This window comes from Azospirillum melinis, from assembly GCF_013340935.1.
In the GTDB taxonomy this organism is placed as follows: Bacteria; Pseudomonadota; Alphaproteobacteria; order Azospirillales; family Azospirillaceae; genus Azospirillum; species Azospirillum melinis.
In genome coordinates this window covers 56644-82246 of sequence record NZ_WHOS01000025.1, presented here as the reverse complement: position 1 = coordinate 82246, position 25603 = coordinate 56644, and the positions used below count along the sequence as shown (strand labels likewise).

22 protein-coding genes are annotated in these 25603 nt (G+C 62.9%); 14 read left to right on the top strand and 8 right to left on the bottom strand.

The genetic code is table 11. The annotated features are described in order from the left end of the window. The first annotated feature begins 396 nt into the window (after window positions 1-396). The 3 genes from GBZ48_RS19270 to GBZ48_RS19260 all read left to right on the top strand — a co-directional run bounded on the left by GBZ48_RS19270 (window position 397) and on the right by GBZ48_RS19260 (window position 2373). On the top strand, window positions 397-1068 hold the full coding sequence (locus GBZ48_RS19270) for a phage tail protein (protein WP_174472475.1): 672 nt from the start codon (window positions 397-399) through the stop codon (window positions 1066-1068). A 217-nt stretch (window positions 1069-1285) separates the two neighbouring features. Next, complete coding sequence (locus GBZ48_RS19265) at window positions 1286-1954, top strand: phage tail protein (RefSeq protein ID WP_174472474.1); 669 nt, start codon at window positions 1286-1288, stop codon at window positions 1952-1954. Between the two features lie 98 nt (window positions 1955-2052). Continuing rightward, window positions 2053-2373 (top strand): DUF6916 family protein, encoded by a 321-nt coding sequence (locus GBZ48_RS19260; protein ID WP_174472473.1) that lies wholly within the window; start codon window positions 2053-2055, stop codon window positions 2371-2373. Window positions 2374-2474: 101 nt separating this feature from the next. Here GBZ48_RS19260 and GBZ48_RS19255 read toward each other — a convergent pair whose 3' ends face one another. Continuing rightward, window positions 2475-3059 (bottom strand): GNAT family N-acetyltransferase, encoded by a 585-nt coding sequence (locus GBZ48_RS19255; RefSeq protein WP_246307305.1) that lies wholly within the window; start codon window positions 3057-3059, stop codon window positions 2475-2477. Between the two features lie 186 nt (window positions 3060-3245). Here GBZ48_RS19255 and GBZ48_RS19250 point away from each other — a divergent pair, with 186 nt between their 5' ends. From GBZ48_RS19250 to GBZ48_RS19240, 3 genes are all read left to right on the top strand, one after another. Next, on the top strand, window positions 3246-3737 hold the full coding sequence (locus GBZ48_RS19250) for an RT0821/Lpp0805 family surface protein (RefSeq protein WP_174472472.1): 492 nt from the start codon (window positions 3246-3248) through the stop codon (window positions 3735-3737). Between the two features lie 305 nt (window positions 3738-4042). Next, window positions 4043-6709 carry a class I SAM-dependent methyltransferase gene (locus GBZ48_RS19245; RefSeq protein WP_174472471.1) on the top strand — a complete coding sequence of 889 codons (2667 nt, stop codon included), beginning with the start codon at window positions 4043-4045 and terminating at the stop codon, window positions 6707-6709. Window positions 6710-6718: 9 nt separating this feature from the next. Further along, the gene (locus tag GBZ48_RS19240) at window positions 6719-7891 is read left to right on the top strand and encodes a hypothetical protein (protein WP_174472470.1); all 1173 of its coding nucleotides are present in this window, start codon (window positions 6719-6721) and stop codon (window positions 7889-7891) included. A 163-nt stretch (window positions 7892-8054) separates the two neighbouring features. On the opposite strand, the gene GBZ48_RS19235 is transcribed toward GBZ48_RS19240, so the two are convergent. The 3 genes from GBZ48_RS19235 to GBZ48_RS19225 all read right to left on the bottom strand — a co-directional run bounded on the left by GBZ48_RS19235 (window position 8055) and on the right by GBZ48_RS19225 (window position 12516). Next, window positions 8055-10394 carry an HAD family hydrolase gene (locus GBZ48_RS19235; RefSeq protein WP_174472469.1) on the bottom strand — a complete coding sequence of 780 codons (2340 nt, stop codon included), beginning with the start codon at window positions 10392-10394 and terminating at the stop codon, window positions 8055-8057. A gap of 262 nt (window positions 10395-10656) precedes the next feature. Further along, entirely contained in the window at window positions 10657-11352 is a 696-nt protein-coding gene (locus GBZ48_RS19230) for an FkbM family methyltransferase (protein ID WP_174472468.1), read from the bottom strand. 42 nt (window positions 11353-11394) lie between these two features. Beyond that, entirely contained in the window at window positions 11395-12516 is a 1122-nt protein-coding gene (locus tag GBZ48_RS19225; protein ID WP_174472467.1) for a tetratricopeptide repeat protein, read from the bottom strand. Window positions 12517-12721: 205 nt separating this feature from the next. On the opposite strand from GBZ48_RS19225, the gene GBZ48_RS19220 reads away from it, so the two are divergent. Then, entirely contained in the window at window positions 12722-13882 is a 1161-nt protein-coding gene (locus tag GBZ48_RS19220; RefSeq protein ID WP_174472466.1) for a glycosyltransferase family 9 protein, read from the top strand. Here the strand turns inward: GBZ48_RS19220 and GBZ48_RS19215 are convergent. Beyond that, window positions 13873-14268 (bottom strand): DUF6165 family protein, encoded by a 396-nt coding sequence (locus tag GBZ48_RS19215; RefSeq protein ID WP_246307304.1) that lies wholly within the window; start codon window positions 14266-14268, stop codon window positions 13873-13875. The genes GBZ48_RS19220 and GBZ48_RS19215 overlap by 10 nt on opposite strands. A gap of 268 nt (window positions 14269-14536) precedes the next feature. Between GBZ48_RS19215 and GBZ48_RS19210 the strand changes: the two genes are divergently transcribed. From GBZ48_RS19210 to GBZ48_RS19200, 3 genes are read left to right on the top strand one after another with little or no spacing between them, the layout of a single operon-like run. After that, on the top strand, window positions 14537-15898 hold the full coding sequence (locus GBZ48_RS19210) for a class I SAM-dependent methyltransferase (protein WP_174472465.1): 1362 nt from the start codon (window positions 14537-14539) through the stop codon (window positions 15896-15898). A 33-nt stretch (window positions 15899-15931) separates the two neighbouring features. Beyond that, a complete protein-coding gene (locus tag GBZ48_RS19205; RefSeq protein ID WP_174472464.1) occupies window positions 15932-16879 on the top strand; it encodes an NAD-dependent epimerase/dehydratase family protein in 948 nt (315 codons plus the stop codon). A gap of 16 nt (window positions 16880-16895) precedes the next feature. After that, a complete protein-coding gene (locus GBZ48_RS19200; protein WP_174472463.1) occupies window positions 16896-18107 on the top strand; it encodes a glycosyltransferase family protein in 1212 nt (403 codons plus the stop codon). 152 nt (window positions 18108-18259) lie between these two features. Here the strand turns inward: GBZ48_RS19200 and GBZ48_RS19195 are convergent, their stop codons facing one another. Continuing rightward, entirely contained in the window at window positions 18260-19354 is a 1095-nt protein-coding gene (locus GBZ48_RS19195; RefSeq protein ID WP_174472462.1) for a 3-oxoacyl-ACP synthase III family protein, read from the bottom strand. Window positions 19355-19564: 210 nt separating this feature from the next. Between GBZ48_RS19195 and GBZ48_RS19190 the strand changes: the two genes are divergently transcribed. From GBZ48_RS19190 to GBZ48_RS19175, 4 genes are read left to right on the top strand one after another with little or no spacing between them, the layout of a single operon-like run. Then, a complete protein-coding gene (locus GBZ48_RS19190; protein WP_246307303.1) occupies window positions 19565-20386 on the top strand; it encodes an SDR family NAD(P)-dependent oxidoreductase in 822 nt (273 codons plus the stop codon). A 9-nt stretch (window positions 20387-20395) separates the two neighbouring features. Beyond that, on the top strand, window positions 20396-21049 hold the full coding sequence (locus tag GBZ48_RS19185) for a Rieske 2Fe-2S domain-containing protein (RefSeq protein ID WP_174472461.1): 654 nt from the start codon (window positions 20396-20398) through the stop codon (window positions 21047-21049). Further along, window positions 21046-22035: an RHO alpha subunit C-terminal catalytic domain-containing protein gene (locus tag GBZ48_RS19180; protein ID WP_174472460.1), complete on the top strand. Its 990-nt coding sequence runs from the start codon at window positions 21046-21048 to the stop codon at window positions 22033-22035. Before GBZ48_RS19185 ends, GBZ48_RS19180 begins: the two co-directional genes overlap by 4 nt. Beyond that, entirely contained in the window at window positions 22032-22595 is a 564-nt protein-coding gene (locus GBZ48_RS19175) for a GNAT family N-acetyltransferase (RefSeq protein ID WP_174472459.1), read from the top strand. Before GBZ48_RS19180 ends, GBZ48_RS19175 begins: the two co-directional genes overlap by 4 nt. 31 nt (window positions 22596-22626) lie before the next feature. Here GBZ48_RS19175 and GBZ48_RS19170 read toward each other — a convergent pair whose 3' ends face one another. Then, window positions 22627-23922 (bottom strand): DUF1501 domain-containing protein, encoded by a 1296-nt coding sequence (locus GBZ48_RS19170; protein WP_174472458.1) that lies wholly within the window; start codon window positions 23920-23922, stop codon window positions 22627-22629. A 14-nt stretch (window positions 23923-23936) separates the two neighbouring features. Continuing rightward, window positions 23937-25532, bottom strand: coding sequence for a DUF1800 domain-containing protein (locus tag GBZ48_RS19165; RefSeq protein WP_174472457.1), 1596 nt, complete (start codon window positions 25530-25532; stop codon window positions 23937-23939). Between the last annotated feature and the right edge of the window lie 71 nt (window positions 25533-25603).

Genomic DNA, 25603 nt, shown 5'->3' with positions numbered 1-25603 from the left:
GTGGGGATGCACAATGTCTTGGAATCGGAAACTTCGACGATTCGCGCACGGTGCCCAGCATTCCAGCCTTTGTGCGGTGCAAAACGCGTTTCATCTTGCAGCAAATCGGTGAAAACTGCTGGAATAGTTTCAGTCTGATCATAACCCGTTCCTGCATGTGGAAACGGTTTGCCTCCGAATTACATACCTGGATATGCGATCGCCTTGTGCGATTGACCTCCATGATTCGCCTTCCCGAAGGCAAGGTCTTTTTTTCGCCTTCGGCGCAGATCGACTCTCGATTTTAGAGAGCATCTCGATAAGATTTCTACCTTACCCGAACGAGGGTCCCGATGCCTTGGGCGGACAGTACCTCCCCGGCAGGCAAACGGCCCAAGTCAAATTGGAGTTTTCATTATGGATGCCTATCTCGGCTTGATCTTTCCGTTTGCCGGTACCTTCGCGCCCTACGGTACTGTCCAGTGCTGGGGGCAGGATTTGCCCACGGCACAGAACCAGGCGCTGTATTCGATTATCGTCACCGTGTACGGCGGCAATAACGTCAACTTCAAGGTGCCGGATCTGCGCGGTCGCGTCATGGTCGGTTCCGGCGTAAGCCCGTATCTGGGAAACCTGACCCTGAATCCGGGCGGCAACGGCGGAACCGCCTCGACCACGCTGGGTTTGGCCAACCTGCCGCTGCACACCCACGCCGCCAGCTTCACACCGGCCGGCGGTTCCTCCACCTCCGCCATCAGCGCCAACGTGACGATCCCGATCTCGACGAGCCAGGGTGCCTCGGCGACGCCGACGGGCGGCGCCAACTATCTCGGCGGCATCAAGGTCAGCGATCCGAGCGGCGGCCTCGATTGGCAGACCGACGGTCCCTACGCCGCCACCGCCCCGGCCGCCGGTGCCAATCTGGTCGGCACCGCCACAGGCACCGTCACGGTGAGCGGCGGCGGCGGCACGGTGGCGGTGTCCCCGGGTGGCGGCCAAGCGGCACCTGCCGCGATCAACAATCTGCAGCCGTATCTGGCGGTCACCATGTACATCGTCACCATGGGTCTTTACCCGACCCGCGACTGAGGCGGGCTGAAGCCCGAGGCCGTCGCCGCAGGGCTCCCTGCCTTGTTTGCGCAGGGGTGGATGAAGGGGGGCGTCAAGAAGGGATGCCCCGTCTCCATACCGACTCTCCGAGCGGTATTTCGGCATGCCCTTCCCGTGAAGCCGACGCTTCCGCTGCTCAGGCGGTGGCGTGCCGCCGTCCCCTTCACTCCGCTTCAATCATACCGGAGGTTTCGTCATGGACGCTTATATTGGCCTGATCTTCCCGTTCGCCGGTACCTTCGCGCCGCAGGGCACTGTCCAGTGCTGGAGCCAGCCTCTGCCTCAGGCGCAGTACCAGGGGCTGTTCGCGCTCATCGGCACCTTGTACGGCGGCACCACCTCGAACTTCAACGTGCCGGATCTGCGCGGTCGCGTCATGGTCGGTTCCGGCGCAAGCCCGTATCTGGGAAATCTGACCCTGAATCCAGGCAGCCACGGCGGAACCCCCTCGACCACGCTGGGTTTGGCCAACCTGCCGCTGCACACCCACGCCGCCAGCTTCACGCCGGCCGGCGGTTCCTCCACCTCCACCATCAGCGCCAACGTGACCATTCCGATCTCGACGAGCCAGGGTGCCTCGGCGACGCCGACGGGCGGCGCCAACTATCTCGGCGGCATCAAGGTCAGCGATCCGAGCGGCGGCCTCGATTGGCAGACCGACGGTCCCTACGCCGCCACCGCCCCGGCCGCCGGTGCCAATCTGGTCGGCACCGCCACAGGCACCGTCACGGTGAGCGGCGGCGGTGCGGTGGTGGTGTCCCCGGGCGGCGGCCAAGCGGTGCCCGCCGCGATCAACAATCTGCAGCCGTATCTGGCGGTCACCATGTACATCGTCACCATGGGCCTTTTTCCGAGCCGCGACTGACGGTAGGCTTGCGCCACGGTTCCGCATCCTGCGGGCCGGGGCGTTCCCGATCCGCGAAACGATCCGCGCAACATCGCCCTGCCACCGGGATTCCGATCATGACTGCCGATTACAGCACGCTGTCCGCCGATCAGTTCTCCCCCCATGTCGGACAGACCTTCCGCTTTCTAGAGCCGGAGGGCCGGTCCGCGATCGTCGAGGTCGAGCTGACCATGGTCGGGGAACGGCCGGAATTCACCCCCCGTTGGGCGAAGCGGACGTCCTTTGCCCTGAAGTTCGAGACACTGGGAAGCAGCGAGCTGTGGAACGGCAGCTATCTGATCGACCACCCGGTCGATGGGCCGATGGGGCCTTTCTATGTCGTGCGGACGGCTCCTCGCGACCCGGCGCGGGCCTGTTTCGAAGTCGTGTTCAACTGACCGGCTTGGCGGGAACGCACCTGTCCGAACCGCCGTTCCCCTCCTGCGGGAACGGCGCTTTTCGTGGTGTTGCCGGAGATGTCCGGCCGGATGGGCCGGGATCAGGCCACGCCGCCCTGCCGCATCTGGGGTGGCAGGATCTGCGGCGGCAGATGCTGGATGCCAGGATGGCCGGGCGGCAGCCAGATCAGTTCCAGCATCGGCGGGGCCTGTACCAGCAGGTCGAAACCCAGCCGGTGATAGAACCAATGGACACGCGTCTCCGTTTCGCTCACCGACAAAGTCATCGGCAGGCGGAGTTGCATCGCCGAGCCCTGAAGGCTGCGCAGCAGATCGGTGCCGATGCCTTTGCCGCGGGCGAGCTTGTGGATTTCGACCTCGGCCACGCGCCAGTCCCAGCGCCCCAGATCCATGACGATCCGGCCGACCGGCTGCCCGACCTTCTCCACGACGAAATCCAGATGCTGCGGATAGCGGGTTTCCTGCCCGGTCCGCATGGCGCTGTACTGCTGTTCGTACAGCGTGCGGATAAAATCGCGGTCCTGGTGGGCCTGGGCGAGCCAGGGGCGGGCATCCATGAACAGCCCCAGCAGGAAATCATCGTCCGAAGGCCGGGGATGACGCATCGACAGGCCGCCCATCAATGGCAGGGATCCCTGGTAGGCCGCCATGCGGTCACCCTTCATGGTGGTGGAAACATTCCGTCTAGATAGCCGCAGGAGCGGGTGGATGGCAAGACACCCGTTGATCGTCCGACAGGAGCGGGCCGCACGGAAATGTGACGGGAAAACGGGATGGACCGGCTGCACAAAAGGCAACGCTTGCGCTATAAACAGGGACAGCTCCCTTTGCGAAAAAGAAAGCCCACTCCGATGCGTGCCCACACCCGTCCCACCCGTATCGCTGCCGTCGCCGTGCTTGCGCTGTCCACCACGCTGGCCGGCTGCCAGACCGGGTCGATGGGCACCAAGGAGGGGGTCGGCACCGTCGGCGGCGCCGTCGCCGGCGGCCTGATCGGTTCGCGCTTCGGTGGCGGCTCGGGCAAGCTGGTGGCGGTGGGCATCGGCACGCTGCTGGGCGCCTTCGCCGGCCGCGAGATCGGCGCCTCGCTCGACCGTGCCGACCAGCAATATGCAGACCGCGCCGCCTATCAGGCCTACAGCGCCCCCATCGGCCAGCGGATCAGCTGGAACAACCCGCAGTCCGGCAACCAGGGCACCATCGTGCCGGTCCGCGACGGCTATGACGGCTCCGGCTCCTACTGCCGAGAGTTCCAGCAGACCATCGTCGTCGGCGGCCGCACCGAACAGGCCTTCGGCACCGCCTGCCGCCAGCCCGACGGGTCGTGGAAGATCGTGGGGTAAGGGAGTGGTCGAATATTGCGACACTTCCTGTAACCTCTCGATCAAAAGAAATTGAGATTGCCTGTTATCATTTACCCAAGAAATTCATCATCCACACTTCGCGCTATGAACAGACTAGAGTGAATGCTATCAGGTTAGGATGATTGCCCTCTTTTTTGGTTTGAAGAGGGCAATCCACGCTGCAAACGATCCAGCCAGAGGCGTGCATAGGAGAGTACTTGGTGCGGCAACCTACGCAAAAAAAAGCGCGAGGCATCTTCGTTAATACATCGAAGGAAAGATGCAGCATTCATGAATCTGGACTGATGGTGTTCGATTGCATAAAACAATCGGAGCATTATGAGTTAGAGTATATAAGATTTAACGATATCGATCGATTCAGCTCTGATTCAGCGATTGATTTTTGGGTGTTCAATTATCACCCCTATGCCATGGCGGATCTGGACACATCTGGATTGCGCCGGCTAAGCGGCCGGGTGTTTACGATCGTTCTGGAAACACTTCCGGAAGATCCGTTTGCTCTCTGTCCCAGAGAACATTTCGACGCCTATATCTGCCTGGATCCAACCCTGACGGCTGACGGCCGTGTCTACCCCTTCCCCAGGCCTTTGGAAACCCCTCTTGCTGTCCTGCCGTCCGCGCCGGCAGGAGTCCCGGTGATCGGCAGTTTTGGTTTTCCGACTGTCGGCAAAGGCTTCGAGTTGGTGGTGGATGCCGTCAATCGGGAATTCGACAGAGCCATCGTCCGGATTAATGTTCCTGACGGGGATTTCACAGGCGGTACGGCCCTGTTGCACGGGGAGAATTATACCGACCATCTTGAACGTCTCTGTCGGCAGGCGGCAAAACCTGGCGTTCAGATCGACTTTACGCGGAAATACCTTTCCAAGGCAGAGCTGATCTCTTGGTGTGCCGGCAACAGCCTGAACTGTTTTCTTTACACCCGGCAACAGCCGGGTTTGTCCGCCACCACCGATCAAGCCATCGTAAGCGGGCGGCCTCTGGCCGTATCGGACAACCCGACGTTCCGACACATCCATGCGCATATCCCACCCTACCCTTACTGGAGCTTGCAGGATTCACTCGAGCGCTCGCCGCCGATCGTTCGTGAACTGGGCTCCCTCTGGGGCCCCGCCACCTTTGCAAAACGCTTCCACGCTCTTCTCCAAGATTTTCATCTTCTTCCCCAAGCCGATGCGCCGAAGGCGGAGAAGGATCCGAAGCCTGGATCTATGGCTCTAAGAACAGCGGAGGTGCTGCCCGTCGTTCTGGTGGTCAATCATGCCTCCCAGCGTTGCGGCATCCACGAGTATGGCCGCAATCTGGCCGATGCATTGTCGTCCTCCAGATCTCTGACTGTGCATTATTGCGAGTGCGACGACGCAGAGACCTTGAAGACATCGGTCGACCGGGTGCGGCCGGACCTGCTGCTGCTGAACTACAATCCCGGCACCATGCCGTGGTTTACGGCTGAGGTGTCTTCACGCTATGCGGGCTTGCCGCGTGTCGAGCTTCGGCATGAATTTGCTCAAAACGTGGATGTTCCGGACGATCCCCGCTTCAGTCACCATATTCTTCCAGACCCGACCCTGAACCTGGAGGGGCCGCGGCTGTTTTCCTGCGGGCGCTATGTTCCCTATTTCACCATGCGAACCCCAGCGCCTCGGATTCCGACGATCGGCAGCTTCGGTTTCGGCACCCCGAACAAGGGGTTCGATGAGCTGATACTGCGGGTTCAGCACGAGTTCGATGAGGCAATCATCCGCCTGAACATTCCCTGGAACGATGTGGTCGATCCAGAGGGGCGGATGGCGCATGCCACGGTGGAACGCTGCCGCCGCCTGCTGTTCAAGGACAGCATCCACCTGTCCATCACGCATGATTTCCTGGATAGGGAAGGTATTCTCGACTGGCTGTCCGCCAACACACTGAACGCCTTCTTCTACAACGGCCCAAACATGCTCGGGATTTCCAGTGTCGTGGATTACGCACTGGCGGTGGATCGGCCTTTGGCGGTGACGATGAATCCCATGTTCCGCCATCTGCGTGATGTTCGCCCCAAAATCATGGCGGACCAGTTGCCGCTTAAACAGATCATAGCCGCCGGAACGGCGGGACTGGTTTCGCTGCGCAACGATTGGTCACCTGCGCGCTATCGGCAGCGTTTGGAAGATATTCTGCTCGGTATCCTGCTGAAGAGGCAGACGGGTGAACGGGATGCGCCGCAAGCATCCGCACCGGCTTCTCCGGCAAAGCCTGAGCGGCCGGCCGGTCAATCGGAGCCTGCCTTCAACCGGGTGCTGGACGATATGGCCCGCGCGCACTACGAACCTGTCGTCGCGCTGATGCGGGAGAAATGCCCCGACCTGATCCTGCGCAAAATTCCCCGAGCCAATGTGCAGCAGGCCTTCGTGCTGGACACGGTGTTGGGCATCCTGACGGGCATTGGCAAGACGGCCGCGCCGCGGACACTCTGCGTCGGCTCCTTCGAGGATACGGCGGCCGAAACCTTGACGGCTTTGGGGTGGGGCGTGGACAAGATCGACCCCGCCATCAATACCGACTTGGACGGGTTTATGCTGCTTCGCAGCACGCATAAGGAAAGTTATGATGTAATCTTCTCGACATCCGTGATCGAGCATGTGGCCGATGACGGGAAATTTGCGGAGAACATCGCCGCCTTGCTGAAATTGAACGGCGTTGCGGTTCTGACCCTCGACTTCAACGATGCCTATCGTCCCGGCGCCCGGTTGCCCCTGGTGGACGAACGCCTTTACAGGATTGCCGATCTGACCGATCGGTTGCTGCCCCGAATGAAGGGATGCCAGTTGATTGACACCCCCCAATGGGATGCACCTCCCGATTTCGATTATGAGGGGTGTCGCTATGGCTTCGCCACTCTGGTCGTCCGCAAAACTGACGCCGATCCCAAGTCGGCCGCGGACAGCGCGGCAACCATGCGCGTAGAGTAGAGGACACAGATGAACCCGCTGCTGTCACTGGTTAGCCCGGACAGGCCCTATTTTCCGGATCTGGAGTTGGCAACCCCCGCCTTGACCGATCCAGCGCTGCTGCAATTCGCGGTGCGGGATACGGCGCCGGAGGCCGGGGCCATGCGTTTGCTGCACGTGGGTGCGGGGGTGGGGGCATCGACCCTGACCCTGGCGGATGCTATGGGAAAGCACGCCCCATTGGGTGGGACCATCTTCGCTGTGGACAGCTGGGATGTTCAACTGCGGCCGAACGAGTTGGGTGTCTTGCAGCGGGATGAACAACTTCTGGCGCTACGGCTGGCCCAGCAGAATTTGGGCTATGAGCTTTTCCAGTGGAACACCGGCTTCGCGCCGGATCAGGTAAAGATCCATACCTTGCGAGGACCGGCGGCGGAAATCCTGTCCGTTCTTGCCTGCGACTTCGATCTGGTTCTGCTCGAAGCCCCTCTTTATCGCGACCAGATGGTTCCCGCTCTTGAAAGAGCGCGGACATTGGTCCGCGACGGGGGACTGCTCCTGGTGGGCAAGGCGCAGCTTCCGGTTCCTGTTGCCGGGGATGATGTCTGCCGGTCGTCAGGAGACCTCAGTGTCCAGTTTCACCCGACTTTGCGGCTGGATTTTCACCCGGGGGTTTCCCTGGCTATTCAGCAGGAGTTTCCCGACGCACTGCCTCTCGCAGGCCATGTGATCCTCCGGCGCGTGGGCGATGACTTCATTCCCCACACCCCGATATCCGGCCCGTTCCGGATGCCGGCCCACCTGAACAGCCTGAAGTCCAAATTCCCGGCTTACCGGGATGGGCAATCGGTCAGCCTTCAGCGGTGGGACAGCCTGCGGACTGCCGCAACTTGGATTTATGGTGCGGGGGAGGCTGGACAGCGAGCGTTCCGGTTTGCTCAATCCGCAGGGGTATCGCCGGCGGGGTTCATCGATACGTATCGGCGCGGCTCGCAGTTCGGATTGGAGGTCATCGGTCCGGACGATTTGCTGGCCGGAGCAGCGGGCGACGCGCCTGACATCGTGATCGCCACTCAGCATTGGCCTCAAATCCTTCCCAGCCTGGCCTCCTTGCAGCAGGCACGATTCCACGCCGCCATCCTGCCGGCGGGCGATGGATTGGTTGCCTTGCCTCACCCAGCTCCAGGGCAGGAGCCGGTGTAACGCCCGGACAAGAGGCCAAGGCAAGACACAGAAACAAGGCGGTTCGGGAAACGATGGGATGAACACCCTGGCGGCTGACGGAAAGTTCCAACGCAGGCCAGCCGATCGGGTTCAGCATGCTCTTCGTCAGTTGGGATGATTGAGGCGGACGGGTGGCGCTCAATCATCCCGGAAGGGGAAGGCAAACCGGCTGCAATCCGGAATCCTGAAACACCTCGGCGATCCGTGTAAGAGCCTGATCGCGGTAGCCCAGGGTCGCCAGAGCCACATGCAGGCAGCCGCTGCCGGGCAAATCCGCCAAGTCCAGCATTGGCACATCATGGAAATATCGGCCTGCCACCAATTCCGGCATCAGGTCGACATAGCCTGCCACCGCCAGCCCCTGCTGTGCGGCGGCCTGGATAAAGGCCGGCCCCATACCGCCCTCTCCCCCAACCGCCAGCAGAATGACTTCCGCCAGCCCCGACGCCCGCAGGCTTTCCACAAAGGCGCGGCAGATGGCTCCATGCCCGGCATCGACGGCCACGGCATCATGATGGCGGCTCAAGGCCCTGGGATCCAAGATGGTCATGGCCCCCTGCGGCCAGCCCACCAGGGCCGGGCGCAGCCCCAGCGCCAACGGCAGCAAAGGCTGCGCCTGACGCTCCAGCAGCGGCCGCACGGTATCCAGCGCCCGCTCGTCACAGATCATCCGTTCATCGCCGCTGCCATCATTCTGGTCATAGCGAAGTTGCCCCAGGTGCTGTGCCTCCTCCGGGGTCGGCAGGGTGATGGCCGCATACAATGGCAGCAGCGCATCGTCCGCCATCGGAGGCGGCATATCGAGGCCAAGCTGCCAATAGCGGGCGATACCCTGACGGGCGGCGGCAATAGCCCGCACCTCCTCCCCGGTGGCGGTGGCGGAGTCGTAAACGGGCTGTACCAAGCCATCAGTCCCTGTGCGGTAGCCCAGGGTGGTGCCCTCCAATCCGGTCAGAACCCGCTCATGCATCTGCGGGCTGCGATAGAGCATGGTGCCCAATGCCGCTCCCATCGCACTGTCACCGGCGTAAACACTCACCGCCAGCCCTTGCAATTGATGGCGGGCGATGTCGGACACCACGTAGCAGAGATAGGCCCGCAAACCGTCGACCGGCCGACCGGCCGCCGCCAAAGCAGCCACCAGCGCTGCTGCCGTGGTTCCGCGCGCGCCCAGATCGACCAAGGCGACGTGTCGGTCTTCCAGCATCGGCGCGACGTACCGGACAAGGCGTTGGCGCAGGGATGCCGCCGTTTCCTTCGCCCGCACCTGCACCGCGGGGGTGTCGAAGCAGGCCAGAACCCGGTCCAGCGCGCCGTCCGGCACCGACAGCAATCCATCCAGCGTCAGGCCGGCGAGATCGGCGAGATCCCCCAGATCGAGCGATGCGGGGTCGCTGCCCATTGCTTCGGCGAGCAGGTGGTTCCATGGCAGATGGGGACGGCTGTGCAGGAGGGCTTGGGCCCGAGCACGGTCCAGCCTCTCCAATGCCAGCGGCGCCAGTGCCTGGCGGGAAATCGCCAGGCTTTCGACCTGCAGAGGCCAGCCGCGCCGGTTCGCATAATCGCGCATCAGGGGAGCGAATACCGCTCCTTCCCGCCAGAAACAAAGGATGGTGTCGATCCCCCGCCGACGGCAATCCTCCACCACCCAGCGGCAGTAACCTGCCACTGCCGGCCCCAGGATCAGGGCGCCATAATCACGCCAGAAAGCCAGATCGTCGGTAACTGCCGGCAAAGCCGCGAGCCGGCGGGTCGGGTCATAGGCTCCACCCGGCATCAGGCGACGCTCCCGCTCACGGGCAGCGGCATAACGGAATGACGGTTGGTAGAGCAGGGCGGTCAACCCGGCCTTGCGGGCGGCTCCGACATCGGCCATCGGGTCATCGCCGATATGGGCGATCCGCCTGGGGGAGATCTCCGGCCAATCGGCCAGAAGCCGGGCGAACAGTCCGCCGTCGCGCTTGGAGCATCCATGGTCGGCGGACACGTACAGCCGACGATACAAGTCCGGTCCGATCCCCGCCGCCGTCAGCAGGGCGGCGATGGTCGGGGTGGAGTGATACATGTCCGACAGCAACACCACGGGCAAACCGCGCCGGTGCAGGTGATGCAACCAATCGCGAAGAACTGGATTGGAAAGGCTCGTTTCAGCCTCGACCGCCAGTTCGATCCTGGCGACGGCAGCGGGATCCGGCAGGGCGGCTTCCAGGCAGGCATAAATCTGCGCCAGGGTGACCTCCCGGCTGCCGGTGCGTTCCTGCTGCGCCGCGCGGGCCTCCTGCTCCGCAGCCTGCCGCAAGCGGCGGAAGGCCATGCCCGCCAGGGATGCGTCCATCACTCCCGCGGCGATGGACCGGGCTGCCACGATGTCGAACAGCTGAACGGGATCCTCCAGTTTCCGAAACAGCAAGGTGTCGAAAACATCCAGGGAGACCAGAGCGACGTCCGCCGGCAGTATGGGCCAGCCCGCATCATCCGTCATTCCGCTTGAGTTCCTCATTGCGCCATCTGTGCCGAGGCAGGGCCGATGTTGTGACGGTGCCGGCAAAATATTAATTTCAGGGAAAACTAGGGCACGAGACCTAGGGCGTGAGATTTGGGACGTGAGGCTTGGCGGCATGACCCGGCAGCGCTGCCCTCCAGCAATCCCTGGCTCCTGCCCAACGGCCGTAATGACGGATCATTTGGACATGGAGCGTCAGATATGAGGCCGCACTTCCCAACAGCCAGCTTGAAACGGATTATCAGGTAGGCAGGATGACATAATTGTTGGAGAAGTGATGATCGATACGGTAGCCGATATCCGCGATCACACGTTCATAGTCGGCAAAATTTGTACCGAACTGATCTTGGAGCAACACCTCATACTCAAAAACGATAGCTGGTTTGTGCTTCTGAATGGTTTGCACAGCCCCTCGAATGGCATTGAGGTCGCTGCCTTGCACATCGATCTTGATCACGCTGATGTCGCCCTGGATATCCAGGCTGTCGATGGTCAGGGATTCCACCCGGCGGCCTTCCGTGGCGCGTGGGTCGATGCCGAAACTGCCGAAACTGCCGAAGCGGGAGAAATCTGGTTCGGGATAGATCAGGCTATGGCCCGGCTCATGCCAGACCGCACCGGGATGCACGATCACGTGGTCCGCCCCGTTTTCGGCGATGTTCCGACGCAGGAGTTCCAGCACAAAGGGATCGGCTTCAAAGGCATGCACCCAGCCTTCCGGTCCGACCATGCGGGAAAACAGAATGGCCATCTGGCCAAAATTCGAGCCCACATCCAGGATGGTGCTGCCCGGCCTGCTGTACCTCGCGACAGCTTCGACCACCTCGGGTTCGAAGGTCTCGCCCGCGCGCATAGCCTGAATAACAATGTCCGTCTTCACTGAATCCGGCAGCCACCAACGGCCAGTCGCGGTTTCGTAGAGGGATACTGAATTCATCGATGCACCTGAAGGCGTTGAAGGAGGGAGAGCCGCATGGCCTTACTGTGCGTTCATCCACCGACGAGGAGGGTGCCCCACCGCGGCGGCATAACGGGCCACATTGCCGGCTTCGGCGGACAACGGGAACGCCGCCATCACCAGATCGAAGACCGGCCCCAGCGTAGCGATGAGAGAGCGGGTCAAGGCTTCCGCCTCCACGTGGCGGCCATATCGGCTCAGCAGCACGATCGTGGCCATTGAAAGCCAGGCATCCGTCGCAGGACGAAGGGAGAAATCCCGGCCCCCCAACAGGGCCTCGGCTGCCGCATCGTCGCCGTCCCCCAGCCGGATCAGCGCCTGGATGCCGGTGGCAGAGGGATGATTGGGCTCGGCGGTCAGCACCTCCGCCACCAGACGCTCCGCATCGCTGCCGCGCCCCGTCGTCAGCAGAAGTGCAGCATAGGTCAGCCGCACCATGGTCGGGCTCCAGCCCTGGACGGACAGGGACTTCAAATCCGTCTCGGCCTCGACCAGCGCGCCCCTGCACCGGGCCAGGACAGCCCGGATAAAGATCAGCATAGGTTCGTGATCGACGATCTGCCCGAAAGCCGCCAGCAGCATCCCGGCCAGATCCAGTTCGGCAGCGGACATCAGGTTGTGGGTCAGCTGCATCAGCGGCGTCTTGGCCAACCGATCCATATGCTTCAGGTCAGCCGCCGCTATGCCGGTCAAGGTCCGGGCGGCCAGCGGCAGGTTACCGTCTTGGCTGGCGACAGCGGCCGATGCCAGCCGAACCGCCGGCGCTTCCAGAGCGTTGCCGGCGGCCATGGAGATAATGGTCTCCGCCTTTTCGCATTCTCCAAGTTCCAACGCATTCAGCACCAGTTCAGCGACCGCCCAGGCGTCATAGGCCGGGTCATGGCGCCGCGCCGCCTGATCGACGGTAGCGGCCCAAGCAAGATCGCCTGCGGCGGTCGCAAGCTGAACCAGCATGAAAGCGGCGCAGGAGTGATCCGGCTGGGCGGCCAAGGCACGGGAATAGGCGCTTGCCGCCGCGGACGTCTCGCCGCCACGCTGCAGGGCATATCCCATGTGGAAATGATAATTGGCGAGAGTGGTGTCACGGATGCGTTGGCGCCACGCTTCAATGTCAACGTTGCTCGGTACCGGCCGCAAAACCATGCCCTCCCCTTGCAGCGCAGCCGCCCGGCTTGGCGGCACACCATCGGATTGCCGCACCATAGCCAACCCATGGGACGCAACACACTGAAATCTGCGACCAGAACCGGCCTTGTCGGCGAAACCCCTTTCACCTCGGCTAAAGATGTTATGATGCTTATGCGGCCCGTGTATCAGAGAACGGTATAAGCCAGAGAACGGTATAAGAATGACGGAACGAATCCTGCTGGGACAACTCGGCTCCAATGGCGATTGCCTCTACGCCACAGCCGTCGCGCGCCAGATTAAGCTCGACCATCCCAAGGCCCATTTGACTTGGGGCATCGCCGATCTGACCCGAGATTCCGTCCGTCATCTGCCCTATGTCGACGAGTGGTGGGAATTTCCCGTCCGGGACTTCGCCGAGATGGAGCACGCTTGGCACCGATTCGAGCGGGAGGCTTGGGCTCGCCATGGGGCCGGCGAATTCACCCGTCTGGTGATGACCCAGATCTGGCCAGGGAACATGCGTCATTTTGATGGCACGGTCCGCCCGTCATTGTATCGCGGTTATCCAAGCAGGATCACAGACCCGGCAATTGCCCACATCCATCTGACGGACGAGGAACGCGAGGAGGTGAACGCCTGGGTCGCCGACATGGTGGCGCCGCGGGGGAGCCGCGTCTGCTTGGTTGAATGTTTCGCAAAATCCGGCCAGTCATTCATGACCCCAGCCTTAGCGCAATCGGTCGCGGAGCGTGTGACGGCGGCGGTACCTGATTGTGTGGTCATTCTGTCAACCCACCTTCCGATTGCAAACGACAACCCACGCATCCTGTGGGGAGGGCACCTCAGCATCCGGCAGACTGCGCATCTCACCAATTACATCGACCTTTTCATGGGATGCGGCAGCGGCCTGACAGTTGCGGCGACCAGCAGTGCTGCTAAAATCGGAATTCCGTTAATTCAAGTACTGGAGTCGTCTGCATCGGTTTTTGGTTCTTTTCGTCATGATTTCGATTATTGGGGGTGTTCGTCGGATAATTTTCTAGAAACTACTAGCAGCGATGCAAATATCTTGTCTAGAATTATCGTGACCACTTTGTATGACGGCTTGGTTGCTGCCAAAGCAGCATTTGACCAGCCGCAATCCTTGCAGTTTTCCTGGTATCGCCACCTGATCACGGAGATATTGCTGCGCCGGTCGCGCTTTGTGGAAGCGGCTCAGTCCTGGCTTCTGACGATCGACCGGTATGGTCCCATGGCAGAATTGCGGGACTTCGCCATAAGCGAGATTCTACCTCACTTGGCGAAGGACCCACTATCGGACTGCGCTCACCGCCAAGCACAGCTGCTACGGTTTCATAACCTGTGTGGCTATCAGTCATAAGGTGTATAGGATTTCTCCTCAATAATCTGAGAGTTTAGAGCAAGGTTGATTTCACGCTTTAGTTGAGCCCGTTCGTCATTCGTACGATAGACTGACCGTGCCAACTCCACGAAGCGGGAACCAAAATCTCTGCTGCGCTCTTGCTCGCGAATATCATCCTCAATATCCCAAATGGCTTGGTTAACAGAATACAATGCAATGAATAATGTAGAAACGGCAGCTGGGAAAGAATAACGATCCTGAACTCCCCGAAGTATAGATAGCTCATGTCGGATATTATGAAGCTTGGCAGAGTCATCGATCTTCTGGATTTTGATTTCAAGAATCGCGATTTTATCAAAAAGCTCTCCCCAGCTAACCGGGATCGATATTAGGCTTTCCATCATGATCTAGCCTTCCTTCATCCTGAGGGTTGCATGATTGTGTCATTGCAGGACGCAATCCAGTTTGGCTGAATTTCTTTATTAAAAGTAAAAACGGGATCAAAAAATATCCTCTCTCTGGGTAGAAGCAGCGCTCATGGCTTCATGGGAAGAGAAAATAATCTTGACATCATGTGGTATATTTTGGTTCTAATATAATAAAAATTGACCGGGTGATGCGTGTTGCAAATCCGGTAGCCCCGATTTGCTGGTTTTGGTGAGGCCTTCTTCGATGCACATCACATATCGTCAGACCTGTCGCGTGTGCGGATCACAACATTTGATTCCAGTGATCGATCTAGGTGACCAGTTCCTGCAAGGGTCCTTTGACAAGCCGGGACACCCGGCACCTCCAATGCGTCGGCTGCCGACACAATTGGTCCGCTGCGATGTTACACAGAATGAGTTGGGATGCGGCTTGTTGCAGATGGCGCATAGCATGCCGCCGCTCATTCTCTATTCCAACTATTGGTACACGTCCGGAACGAACGCAACGATGCGAAACCATCTGCGCGGCATCGTTGAGGCGGCTCTGGCGGTGACTGGTTTAACCATTGGAAATGCGCTGGATATCGGCTGCAACGATGGAACTCTGCTCAACAGCTATCCAGATAGCTTCGCACTGATGGGAGTGGACCCTTCCGACATCGGTCGCGATACTGCAGAGCGTTTCCAAGTGGTCAACGCTCTGTTTCCATCACCGGCGTTCGATGCCGCCGCACAGGGACGAACTTTCGACATCGTCACCTCCATCGCGATGTTCTATGACTTGGAGGACCCAGTCGGCTTCGCCCGCTCCATCAAAAATTATCTGTCACCGAAAGGTATCTGGGTCGTAGAGATGTCTTACCTCCCCCTGATGCTTCTTGGAAACAGCTTCGACACGATCTGCCATGAGCATCTTGAATATTACAGCTTAGCTACGCTTGAATATATTATGCGCAAAGCCGGCCTACGCATCTTTAAGGCTGAGTTGAACGGCATTAATGGAGGCAGCATTCGCTGTTATGTCAGCCAAGCCGATAATTTTTCTTATGACCGACCGGAATTTGACACCATTATCCGGAAGTTGCGGGTGCGCGAATTTGAAATTGAACTCGATACCGGCCGTCCCTATCAAGCATTTCAGCACCGTATCGAAAGCCTGCGCTCCGAACTGGTTCGATTGCTTCAACGCCTAACGGCACAAAACAAGACTATTCATATTTATGGTGCCTCTACCAAAGGAAACACTATTCTGCAGTGGTGCGGACTGAACAATCAGACTATCGCCTGTGCCTCTGATCGCAATCCTACGAAAAAGGGTGCGCGCACCCTCGGAACCAACATTCCCATCGTTGATGAGGAAACTTCGCGAGCTGCCAATCCAGATTATTATCTGGTCTTGCCGTGGCACTTCAAACGCGAGTTTATTCAGCGTGAAGCGGATATTCTGAAGAGAGGAACGCAGATGATTTTTCCGCTGCCACGAGTCACTATCGTCAATGCTGCCAACATGGAACAGGAGATCGCCCGCGCTGAAGAAGAGGAGCACCAGTGGGAAACCATGCTGGACAGCCCCTCCTTCCGGAACGATGTTTTGGGCCTACTGTGAGGCTGGGTTGCGGGGGCATCGGATAAAACCAAGATGAAGACAGCTTTGGTGTTGGGCGCCAACGGTCAGGATGGTAGTCTGGCCGTTGAGCATTTACTCCGTCGCGGTTATCGGGTGGTGGGGCTAGGGCGCCAGCCGTCCACCCGAATAGCTGCAATTCCGTCCTACACCTATCATTGCACCGATCTTCGAGATGCCGATTTGGTGCGAACTCGCATCGCAACCGAACGACCAGATGTTGTGCTGCACCTGGCGGCGGTACATGGCTCGTCAGGGTTTCAGTACGAACCAGTGTTCAACGACGTGCTGGCCGTGAATATCGGCTCGCTGCATGCGGTGCTGGAGGAGGCGCGTCTTCAAAAGCTGCGACCACGGGTCGTCTATGCCAGTTCCTCCAAGGTGTTCGGCAATCCCCTTCCGATTGTGGTGGACGAGGATAGCCCGCGAATGCCGACTTGCCTCTATTCCCTCAGCAAAATTACGGCTGAAGAACTACTAAACCATTACGACCGCCACCATGGCATTTCGGGATCGGCGCTCTACCTTTTCAACCATGAGTCAGAGCGTCGGGCGACCACCTTTTTCATTCCCCGTGTTGTTGCTGCCCTGCGTTCCGCATTAGTAAATGGGTCCAATACCAAAGGCCTCCGCATAACACTTCAAAATCTTGACTTTCATTGCGACTGGGGAAGCGCAAGCGAATTCATGGACATTGCGGTAGATGTGGCAGAACGGGCACCAGCTGGTCATTACTGTGTAGCAACGGGAAGCACTTGGACTGGTCGGACAATGGTGCAAGCACTGTTTGCCCGGCACGGGCTCAATTACGCCAATTTCATCGATGCACCGTCGGAAGTTCCAGCACCTGGGTACTTTCAGGTGACATTGAACAAGTTGGAGACCGCCATCGGCCGACGTCCTAGGCAATCTATCTTGGATGTTTGCGAGAACATGCTGACAGCCTCAACGACTGATGCTTGAGACCGAGTTGGCGTCAATGACCTTAGACGACCACCCAGAAGGGCGAACCCTTCATCTTTTGGTACCGAACATTGAAAGTCGTAGCGGTCACAACTACCACCAAATTCTAGAGTTGCATAGGGCTGCCACCACGCGCGGGTTGGCTTGCCGTACCCATGTCCCACGTCAAATCGCAGATGCCAGCCTAATTGCCGAACTGGGTGCCGAGAGGAGCTTGGATCATGTTCGGATTCGGGAATTTGCCGATCCAGTAGCCGAGATCGGAGCCGCCAATTACCGATTCTATCAGGATGTCGATCAACTTCCTCCCCCGCGTCCCGGAGATCTACTGTTCCTTCTAGCAGCCCATCATCGCAACGTTTATGGCTTTATGAAAGCCATTGATCGCCGTCTGGCCGATGGTGCGTCCTTCGCTTTCGCCGCGCTGCTCTGGAGCCAAGAGTGCTACGCCTCGGCAGATGGCGAAATCCATCGTCGCAACAGCGACATCTTTGGACGCTTCCTCATATGGTGCCAAGAGCGTCCACTGTATTGCCGGGCTTTATTTGCCTTTTCCGCCGCTCATCTGGACCATTTGCACAGCCTACCGGGGGTTAGAGCCGAATTGCTGCCCTTTCCGTTCATTGTTCCCCGCATCCCGGTACCCGCTCTACCCACCCGCCTGCCAAATACCTGCAGATTCGGTTATTTCGGCTTAAGTTGGTGGGATCAGAAAGGCTTGGGAGTTTTCATGTCCGCCTTACGTACGGTGTTAGCTAACAACCCAGAGGCTACAGCCACTCTGCAGATCAACACGTCAGGTGCCACCTATAATGCCGAAAGCCTGCTGGCCGCGCACGCCGACGTCTTGGAGTCTAACCGAGTAAGCTGTCTCAGAGGCGACTTAGAGACAGATATCTACATGCGTGAACTGGCAGCTTGCGACGTGATCGTCCTACCTTATGGTCCGGCTTACGACCGCCAGGAATCCGGCATCCTGCACGAAGCAGCGGCCTGGGGATGCGCAGTGGTCCTGCCCGAGTCCTCTCTCGCCAATGCCCGTTTAAAGGCCGTCAACGTCGTCACGATGCCCACGTTCGACCGCTGGACTCCAGATGCGATCGCCGCAGCTTGTCAACGGGCTATCCCCATCCGCGTCCCCCTCGGCCGGACCATGCAAAGGGCGGCGGATGCGCTCAATGGTAACTTCACCGCTGAGCGTTTGCTTGATCACCTGGGTCTATCGTAAATACAGTCGCTCCGATGCGCAACGCCGCTGAAGAAACGAGGGGGGACGAGACCGCCGTTTGCGTATTTATGCTACGGCAGTCGTATAGGCCTGATAAATTTCTATTCCGACAGCCCGCGATAAGTCTCAAAGGCCCCAAAGCGTCAGTCCCCTCACACCGCCAACACCGGATACCCCTCCGGCAAGTCCACCACCTGCGGCTCCGGCATCGACCCCAGCTCCGCCACCATCGCCCCCCAGGACCAGCCCACCCCGAAGCCGGCCATCAGCGTCTTCACCGGCCCGGCCGCCAGTTGGGTGCCCATGCTGTGGCAGATCGCCAGCGGGATGGAGGCGGAGCTGGTGTTGCCGAAGCCCTGCATGTCGATGACGAAGCGGTCGGCCGGCGCCTTCACGCGCTTGCGCAGATGCTCCAGCATGAAAGCGTTGGCTTGGTGCAGGACGAAGCGGTCGATGCCGTCGACATCGGTGCCGGCATGCTCCATGGCCTCGCGCAGCAGGGGCGGCACGGCGCGCAGCGTGAAGGAGAACACCTCCGCCCCGTTCAGCGTCAGGCGGGAGTCGCGTTCCAGCCGGTCTGCGGTCTCCTCGTCGGCGATCCGACCGGCGGTGCCGACCGGCGGGATCAGGCAATGGCGCTTGCCTCCGGCCTTGACGAAGATGTGCGGGGCACCGGCACCGTCGGTGCCGATCACCACCGGGATGGGCGGGGCCGCCGCGTCGACCTCCAGCGCGGTGGCGGAACCGGCATCGCCGAACAGCGGCAGGGTGGCGCGGTCTTCGGGGTGCAGGTGGCGGGTCGGGTTGTCGCCGCACAGCACCAGTGCCCGCTTGGCCGTCGATCCGCCCAGCAGCTTCGCCGCGATCCACAGGCCGTAGACATAGCCCGAGCATCCCAGCGGCACGTCGAAGGCCGCCGCACTGGTCGGCAGCCCCAGCCGGTGCTGCATGATGCAGGCGGTGGCCGGCAGCACATAGTCGGCGTCCTGCGAGACGAAGACCAGCACCTCCACCGTCGCCGGGTCCCAGTCCAGCTGAGCCATCAGCCCTTCCGCCGCGGCGAGGCAGAGGTCCGACGCGCAATAGGGTGGTGGCAGCACCCGGCGCTCCTGCACGCCGATGGTGGCGGCCAGCTTCTTCGCCTCCTCCACCGTGAACATGCCCGGATCCTCGACGAAGGAATGGCGCTGGGGCGGCACCACCGCGCGCAGGCCGGCGATCCGGATGCCGTCGATGATGGCTTTCATGGCTGTCCTGTCCTTCGCGTGTTCAAGGGCCCGGCGGGGGCCTCTTCGGAGATACGGTGACCGGCACCATAGCGCAGAGTGGCGGGGAACTGGTTTCCAGATCCTTGATTTCAGACAATAGCAGTGTCCGGCGCCCTGGACACAGCTTGACCAGACCCCATCCTCCAGCCATCGAAAAAGCCGCAGCCGGAGGCGGAACGCGCCTGTGCTATGGTCCTCACCCGATACGCCACCACCCTGGATTTCCCCGCCATGACAGCCGCCTGCAACCCGGCCGCCTACAACCCCATGGACCTGACCGGCCGCCGCATCCTGGTGACCGGGGCGTCGGCCGGGATCGGCCGGGCGACGGCGGTGGTGCTGGCGAAGCTCGGCGCAAGGCTGGTGCTGAACGGCCGCGACGAGGAGCGGCTGGCAGAGACCGCCGACCGTCTGGAAGGAGACGACCATGCCATCGCCCCCTTCGACCTGTCGGATCTGGAAGCGGTGCCGGGCTGGGTGAAGGGTCTGTGCGCCGACGACGCGCCCTTCGACGGCATCGCCCATTGCGCCGGCATCCAGACCCTGCGGCCGATCCGCATCTTCTCCGCCGCCTTCTTCGATGAGGTGATGCGGGCCAACCTGGGCAGCGCCTTGGCGCTCGCCCGCGGGCTGCGGCAGAAGGGCTGCCATGCCGACCGGGCGGCGATGGCGCTGATCTCCTCCACCGCCGCGACGGCGGCCTCGCCCGGCAACGTCGTCTATGCCGCCAGCAAGGGCGGCATCATCGCCGCCACCAAGGGGCTGGCGGTTGAGTTGCTGAGCGACGGCATCCGCGTCAACTGCGTCGTTCCCTCCATCGTCGAGACCGAGCTGATCGAGCGCGGCAAGCAGAAGCTGACCGCCGAGCAGTACGAGCATCTGCGCACGCTGCAGCCGCTGGGCTTCGGCCATCCCGACGACATCGCCCACATGATCGCCTATCTGCTCGCCGACACCAGCCGCTGGATGACCGGATCCATCGTGACGGTGGATGGCGGCCGCACTGCCTGAGGCCCCGCGATGCAGAACGCCTCCCCCGAAACCCGCTGGTTCCACCTCTGCCTGGCGGACGACCTCGCCGGCCCCAACGCCTTCGTCACCACACGGGTGGGGGCGGTGCCGCTGGTGGCGCAGAACATCAAGGGACGGGTGGTCGCCTTCCGCAACGTCTGCACTCACCGCTTCGCCGTGATCCATGGCGAACCGGCGGGCTGCGGCCCGCTGCGCTGCCCTTATCACGGCTGGAGCTTCGACGCCGACGGCGTACCGGTGGGACTGCCCTTCAACCCGACCGATTTCCAGCTCGAGGCCGAGGGACGCCGGCGGCTGGCCCTGCATCCGGCCGGTCTGGCCCGCTGCGGACGGCTGGTCTTCGTCCGGGTGGCCCTCGACGGCCCATCGCTGGAGGAAGAATTGGGTGCGGCCCTGTTCGCCCGGTTGGTCACCCTGTCCGACGCCTTCCCCCACCGCGGCGCCATGCTGGAGCCGGCAGACGATCAGGCCGGGGATTGGGAGCGAATCGAGATCGCCAACCTGCGCCTCGCCCTGGCGCCCGGCCGCGCGCTTGTCCTGCACAGCGCTGCCCCGCCCGGTGCCGACCCGCGCTTTTCCCGCACCGTCACCCTCCATCCCGCCACCGCCCCCACAACCGCTGATGCGGAGTTGCCGGCATGAGCGCGCATCCCGTCCAGAGCATCGTTCCCGAGACAGGCGCCTTCCTTCCCCACAGCCATTTCTGGACCGGGGAAGCCTTCGCCCAGGAGCGCGAGCGGGTCTTCGGCCGCTGCTGGCTTTATATGGGCGTGTTCGAAGACACGAACGTCCTGACCGCCGAGATGGCCGGGCTGCGCTTCGAACTGCGGCGCCAAGGCGAGGCCATGGATGGCGTGTGCCGAGATGGAGAGCAGGTGCGCCCTCTTCAGATCGACCGCTGCGGCGCCCTGGTCTTCGCCCGCGTGGCACAGGACGGCGGCCCGACCCTGGCCGACCATCTGGCGCCCTATGGCGAGCGGCTGGCGACGATGTCGGCCAACTGCCTGAACCCGCAGGCTCCCGTCGGCATCGCGTTCCAGGCCAACTGGAAGGCGCTGGTCGAGAACACGATGGACGATTTCCACGGCTCCACCGTCCATCCCGACACCATCCACCCCGCCGTCCATCCCGACTGGCAGAGCCACCTCGTCACCGAACGCCATGGCGCCAACAGCGATTCCCGCTGGCTGCTGGCCGACGGCACCGCCGGCTGGTGGGCGAAGCTGGACGCCAAGCTGCGGATGCGCCGCTTCGCCGAGGAACCCTTTTACCGCCACACCTTCATTTTCCCGAATTTTTATCTGGCGACCTTCTACGGCGCCACGGTGATCCCGCACCGGGTCGATCCCGTCGCCCCCGATTCCTCGGTCCTGCGGTGGCAGCTGTTCCTGCCCACCACCCGGCTGGAAACCGCACGCGAGCAGGCCTTCCACCGCTCCACCGCCACCTACCTGATCCAGTCCGCCGGCACCGTGATCGCCGAGGACTGTCCGGTCTGCGAGGCGGTGCAGCAGGGCCGTCCCGGCATCGCCGACCTTCCCCACATCACCGGCATCTACGGCCGGCGCGAGCGCCGCATCCTCGACTTCCATCAGGCGATGCTGCGCCAGCTGGGAGAGACCGAATGAGCGGCGCCCTGACCTTCATCGAGCCGACCGAGGAGCACGCCGAACTTATGCTCGGCTGGCGCACCCGGCCCGACATCGCCGGGCAAATGCTGACGAAAGTCCCCTATGACGTGGAGCGCCAGAAGGCGTGGCTGCGGCGCTGCGCGGAACGGGACGACTATGTCCACCGCATCCTCTGCGTCGACGGCGTGCCGGCCGGCCATGTCTCCATCACCGTGACCGAGCCGGAGTGGCGGATCGCCACCTTCGGCGTGCTGATGGGCGAGCGGGCAGGACGGATGGGTGCCGCCCCGCTGAACTTCGCCTACATGCTGAACCACGTCTTCTTCGCCATGGGGCTGCGCAAGGTGGTGAACCACATCCTGGGCACCAACAGCCCCCGCCTGCTGAAAGGCCAGCCGATGATCGGCTACCGCCCGGTCGGCGTGCTGAAGCGCCAAGTGGTGAAGGACGGGCAGGAGGTCGACCTGCACATCTTCGAAATGCTGGCCGAGGACTGGCTGGCGGTGCGCGACCGGTTCAGGGTCTACCAGGACATGGACGGGCGGGAGTGGAAGTAGGGGGAAAAGAGCCGCCCCACCGCCCTGTTCCTCACCCCCGCAGCACGCCCAGCGGCGCGCCCTGGAAGCCCGGAAAGCCGCGCGTCGCCGGTGCGCCGATCAGTTCCGACAGCACAGTCCGGTAATCGGTGGTGACCGCCAGGTCGACGCCGCGGTCCAGCTGGTGGCTGGCCAAGCCTGGCCAGCGGCCCAGCATGCGCCCGCCTGCCACCCGGCCGCCCAGCACCAGCATGGCGCCGCCATGGCCGTGGTCGGTGCCCTGGCTGCGGTTGCCGCGCAGGCGCCGGCCGAACTCGCTCATCACCACCACCGTCAGGTCGCGTTCATAGCGCAGGGTGTCGGCATGGAAGGCGGCAAGCGCGCGCGACAGCTGGCCGACGGCGGTGGCGAAGCGCCCCTGCTGGTTCTCGTGGGTGTCCCAGCCGGCGACATCGACGCAGGCCGCCCGCAGGCCGATGTCCATCTTCAGCATGCGGGCCACCGTCTGCAGCGCCCGCCCGGCCTCGGTCTCCTCATAGACGGCCCCGCCCTCCGCATCGTAGGCGGCGACCTTGCCGTCCGTCCCGCGCGGCAGCCGGCCGTCGACCGCCGACAGCCCGCCGAGCGCCGCCCGAGCCGCCCGCTCATAGGCGCCGTCGCCCTGCCGGGACAGCGCCGCCAGCACCGCCGCCGCCTGCGGCCCGCCGGGAGGGGCCAGCCCGCCGCGCAGGTCGGGCACGGCAAGCGCGCCGCCCAGCCCCGCAAGGGCGGCGGCCGGAGCGGCGGCGGTGCCGATGGCCGGAACCCGTCCTTGCTCCCCCTCACCATGCCCGCCCTCGCCAAGCCAGCGGGCAACCCAGCCGCTGCCGGTGCGGGCGAGATCCTCCTCGCGGGCGATGCCGCGCTCCATCAGGTCCTGGGCAACGAAATGGCTGCGGGTGCCGTCGGTCAGCCCGACCGCATGGACGATGGCGAGCCGGCGGGCGGCATAAAGCTCCGCCAGCGGGGCGGCGTCCGGATGCAGGCGGAAGTCGAGGGTTGGGGCCAGCGTCTGGTCCAGCCGGATGCCGGCCTTCGGCCCCTCCGCCATCACCCGCAGTTCCGGTGTCCGCGCTGCGCGATAGTCGGGGTCGTCGGCCGGCGCCACCAGCGCCAGCATGTCCGCCCCGCCGCGCAGGAACACCACCACCAGCGTGCCGGCCCCCAGCGTCCCGACCGGCGCCTCAACAGACTTATCGGCAGCAAAGGCGAGGCTGCGGACACCGGGCAGCCCCGTCAGACTGCCCCCGGCCAATCCGAGACCGGCCATCAGCCCGCCCTGCATCACAGTGCGGCGAGAGAGCGCCATGGCTCAAACCTCCCTCAGCGTTGGTTGAAGCGCGGCGCCATCGCCACGAAGGCGGCGATCCGCCGCAGCCGGTCGTCGCCGGCCTTCGTGCCGGGCATCAGCATCGCGTCTGCCGCCAGCCCCATGCCGGCCAGGATGGCGGCGGTGGTCGTTGGTTCCGGCTCGCCGCCATGCAGCATCCCCTGCCAGCGGTCCGCCGCCGCCGCCGCCGGCAGCGGAGCCGGGAAACGGGCGGCGAGGTCGATGGCTCCGGTCTCCCAGCGGTTCTCCGCCAGCCCGAGCAGGAGCGACCAGCGCCGGCGCATGGCGGCGGCTCCAAGCCACGCCTCCATCCGGTCGGGATGGCCGACCGGGGCGGGCCAGCCGAACAGCCGCTGGCCGCTGCCGTCCAGCTCGCCCAGCAGGGCGTTGGTGGGGACAAGGTCGATGCCGGCGCCGCGGGCGAAGGACGCCACCAGCTCCAGCGGGCGCTTCACCTTGGCATCGCGGATCCGCGCGAAGTCGGGGGAGAGCGCGATGGCGCGGACGACGCGGGCGATCTGGTCCGGCTTGCTGCGGCTCTCCGTCCACCCCCGTGCCGCCAGGGCGACCAGCCCGGCCGGCGGATCGTCGGCGACAAGCCGGCGGCACAGCGCGGTGCAGAGGTTGCGCGCGGTCGCCGGATGGTCGGCAACGAGGTCGAGCACGCGGCGCCCGTCGTCCATCGGCGACTGGAAGGGGTCGAACTCCCGCCCCAGTACCCGCTTCTGGTAAGTGTCGTGCCAACCCTCGACATAGGTGAAGCGGCCGGTCACCGGCAGCCTGGCGTCGCCGCCCAGCCCGGCGCCGTCCTCCAGCGTCCAGCCGGTGAAAGCGCGGGCGGCCTCATAGACATCCTGGTCGATGTAGCCGTCGGGGGCGCCGCGCAGCGCCCCCGGCACGTCGCGCCAGCGGTTGTAGAGCGCGTTCAGATAGGCGTCGCGCCCCAGCCCGTGCAGTTCGAACAGCTCGCGGGCGTAATTCTCGTTGGCGGCGCCGGCGCGGGACGAGCGGTTGTTCAGATAGACCTGCATGGCGCTGCTGGTCGCCACCGCCTCCAGGAAGGCGCGGAAATTGCCCAGCGCATGGCGGCGGATGACGTCACGGTCATAGACGGGGAGGGCGGCGGCCACCGCCGGCTCGCCCGCCGCGTTGACGTTGAAATGGTTGTGCCAGAAATCGACCAGCACCTCGCGCAGCTGCCAGCGGCTGTGGACGGCGCGGATCAGGGTGGCGGCTGCGGTCTCCAGCCGTGGCCTCTGCCGCTCCGGACCGGCGACCGCGGGACGGTTGGCGGCCAGCGGCCACAGCGCCTCGATCGGTTGGCCCAGGCAGGCCAGCGGCCGGTCCTCGTCCACCGCCTCCCAGCCGTCCCCGGCGGGATAGCGGATGCGCAGCTTGGCCGCGGCGAGATGGCGCTCGACCTCGGGGTCGTCGCGGCCATCGGAGGAAAGATCGGGAGACAGCTGCCGGTCGAGCCAGCGGGCCAGCCAGTCGGGACGGCCGCTGTCGGCGTCAGGCTCCGCAGCTCGCGGACCGAAGGCAAGCCGGCCAAAGACAACGGCAGGGGGAATCGTCATGGTGCCGCCCATGGTGGATGAACCTCCGACGACCAAGCCCCCCGCCCGATGGTGGCAGACTCCCGGTTCCCTGGACAGCGACA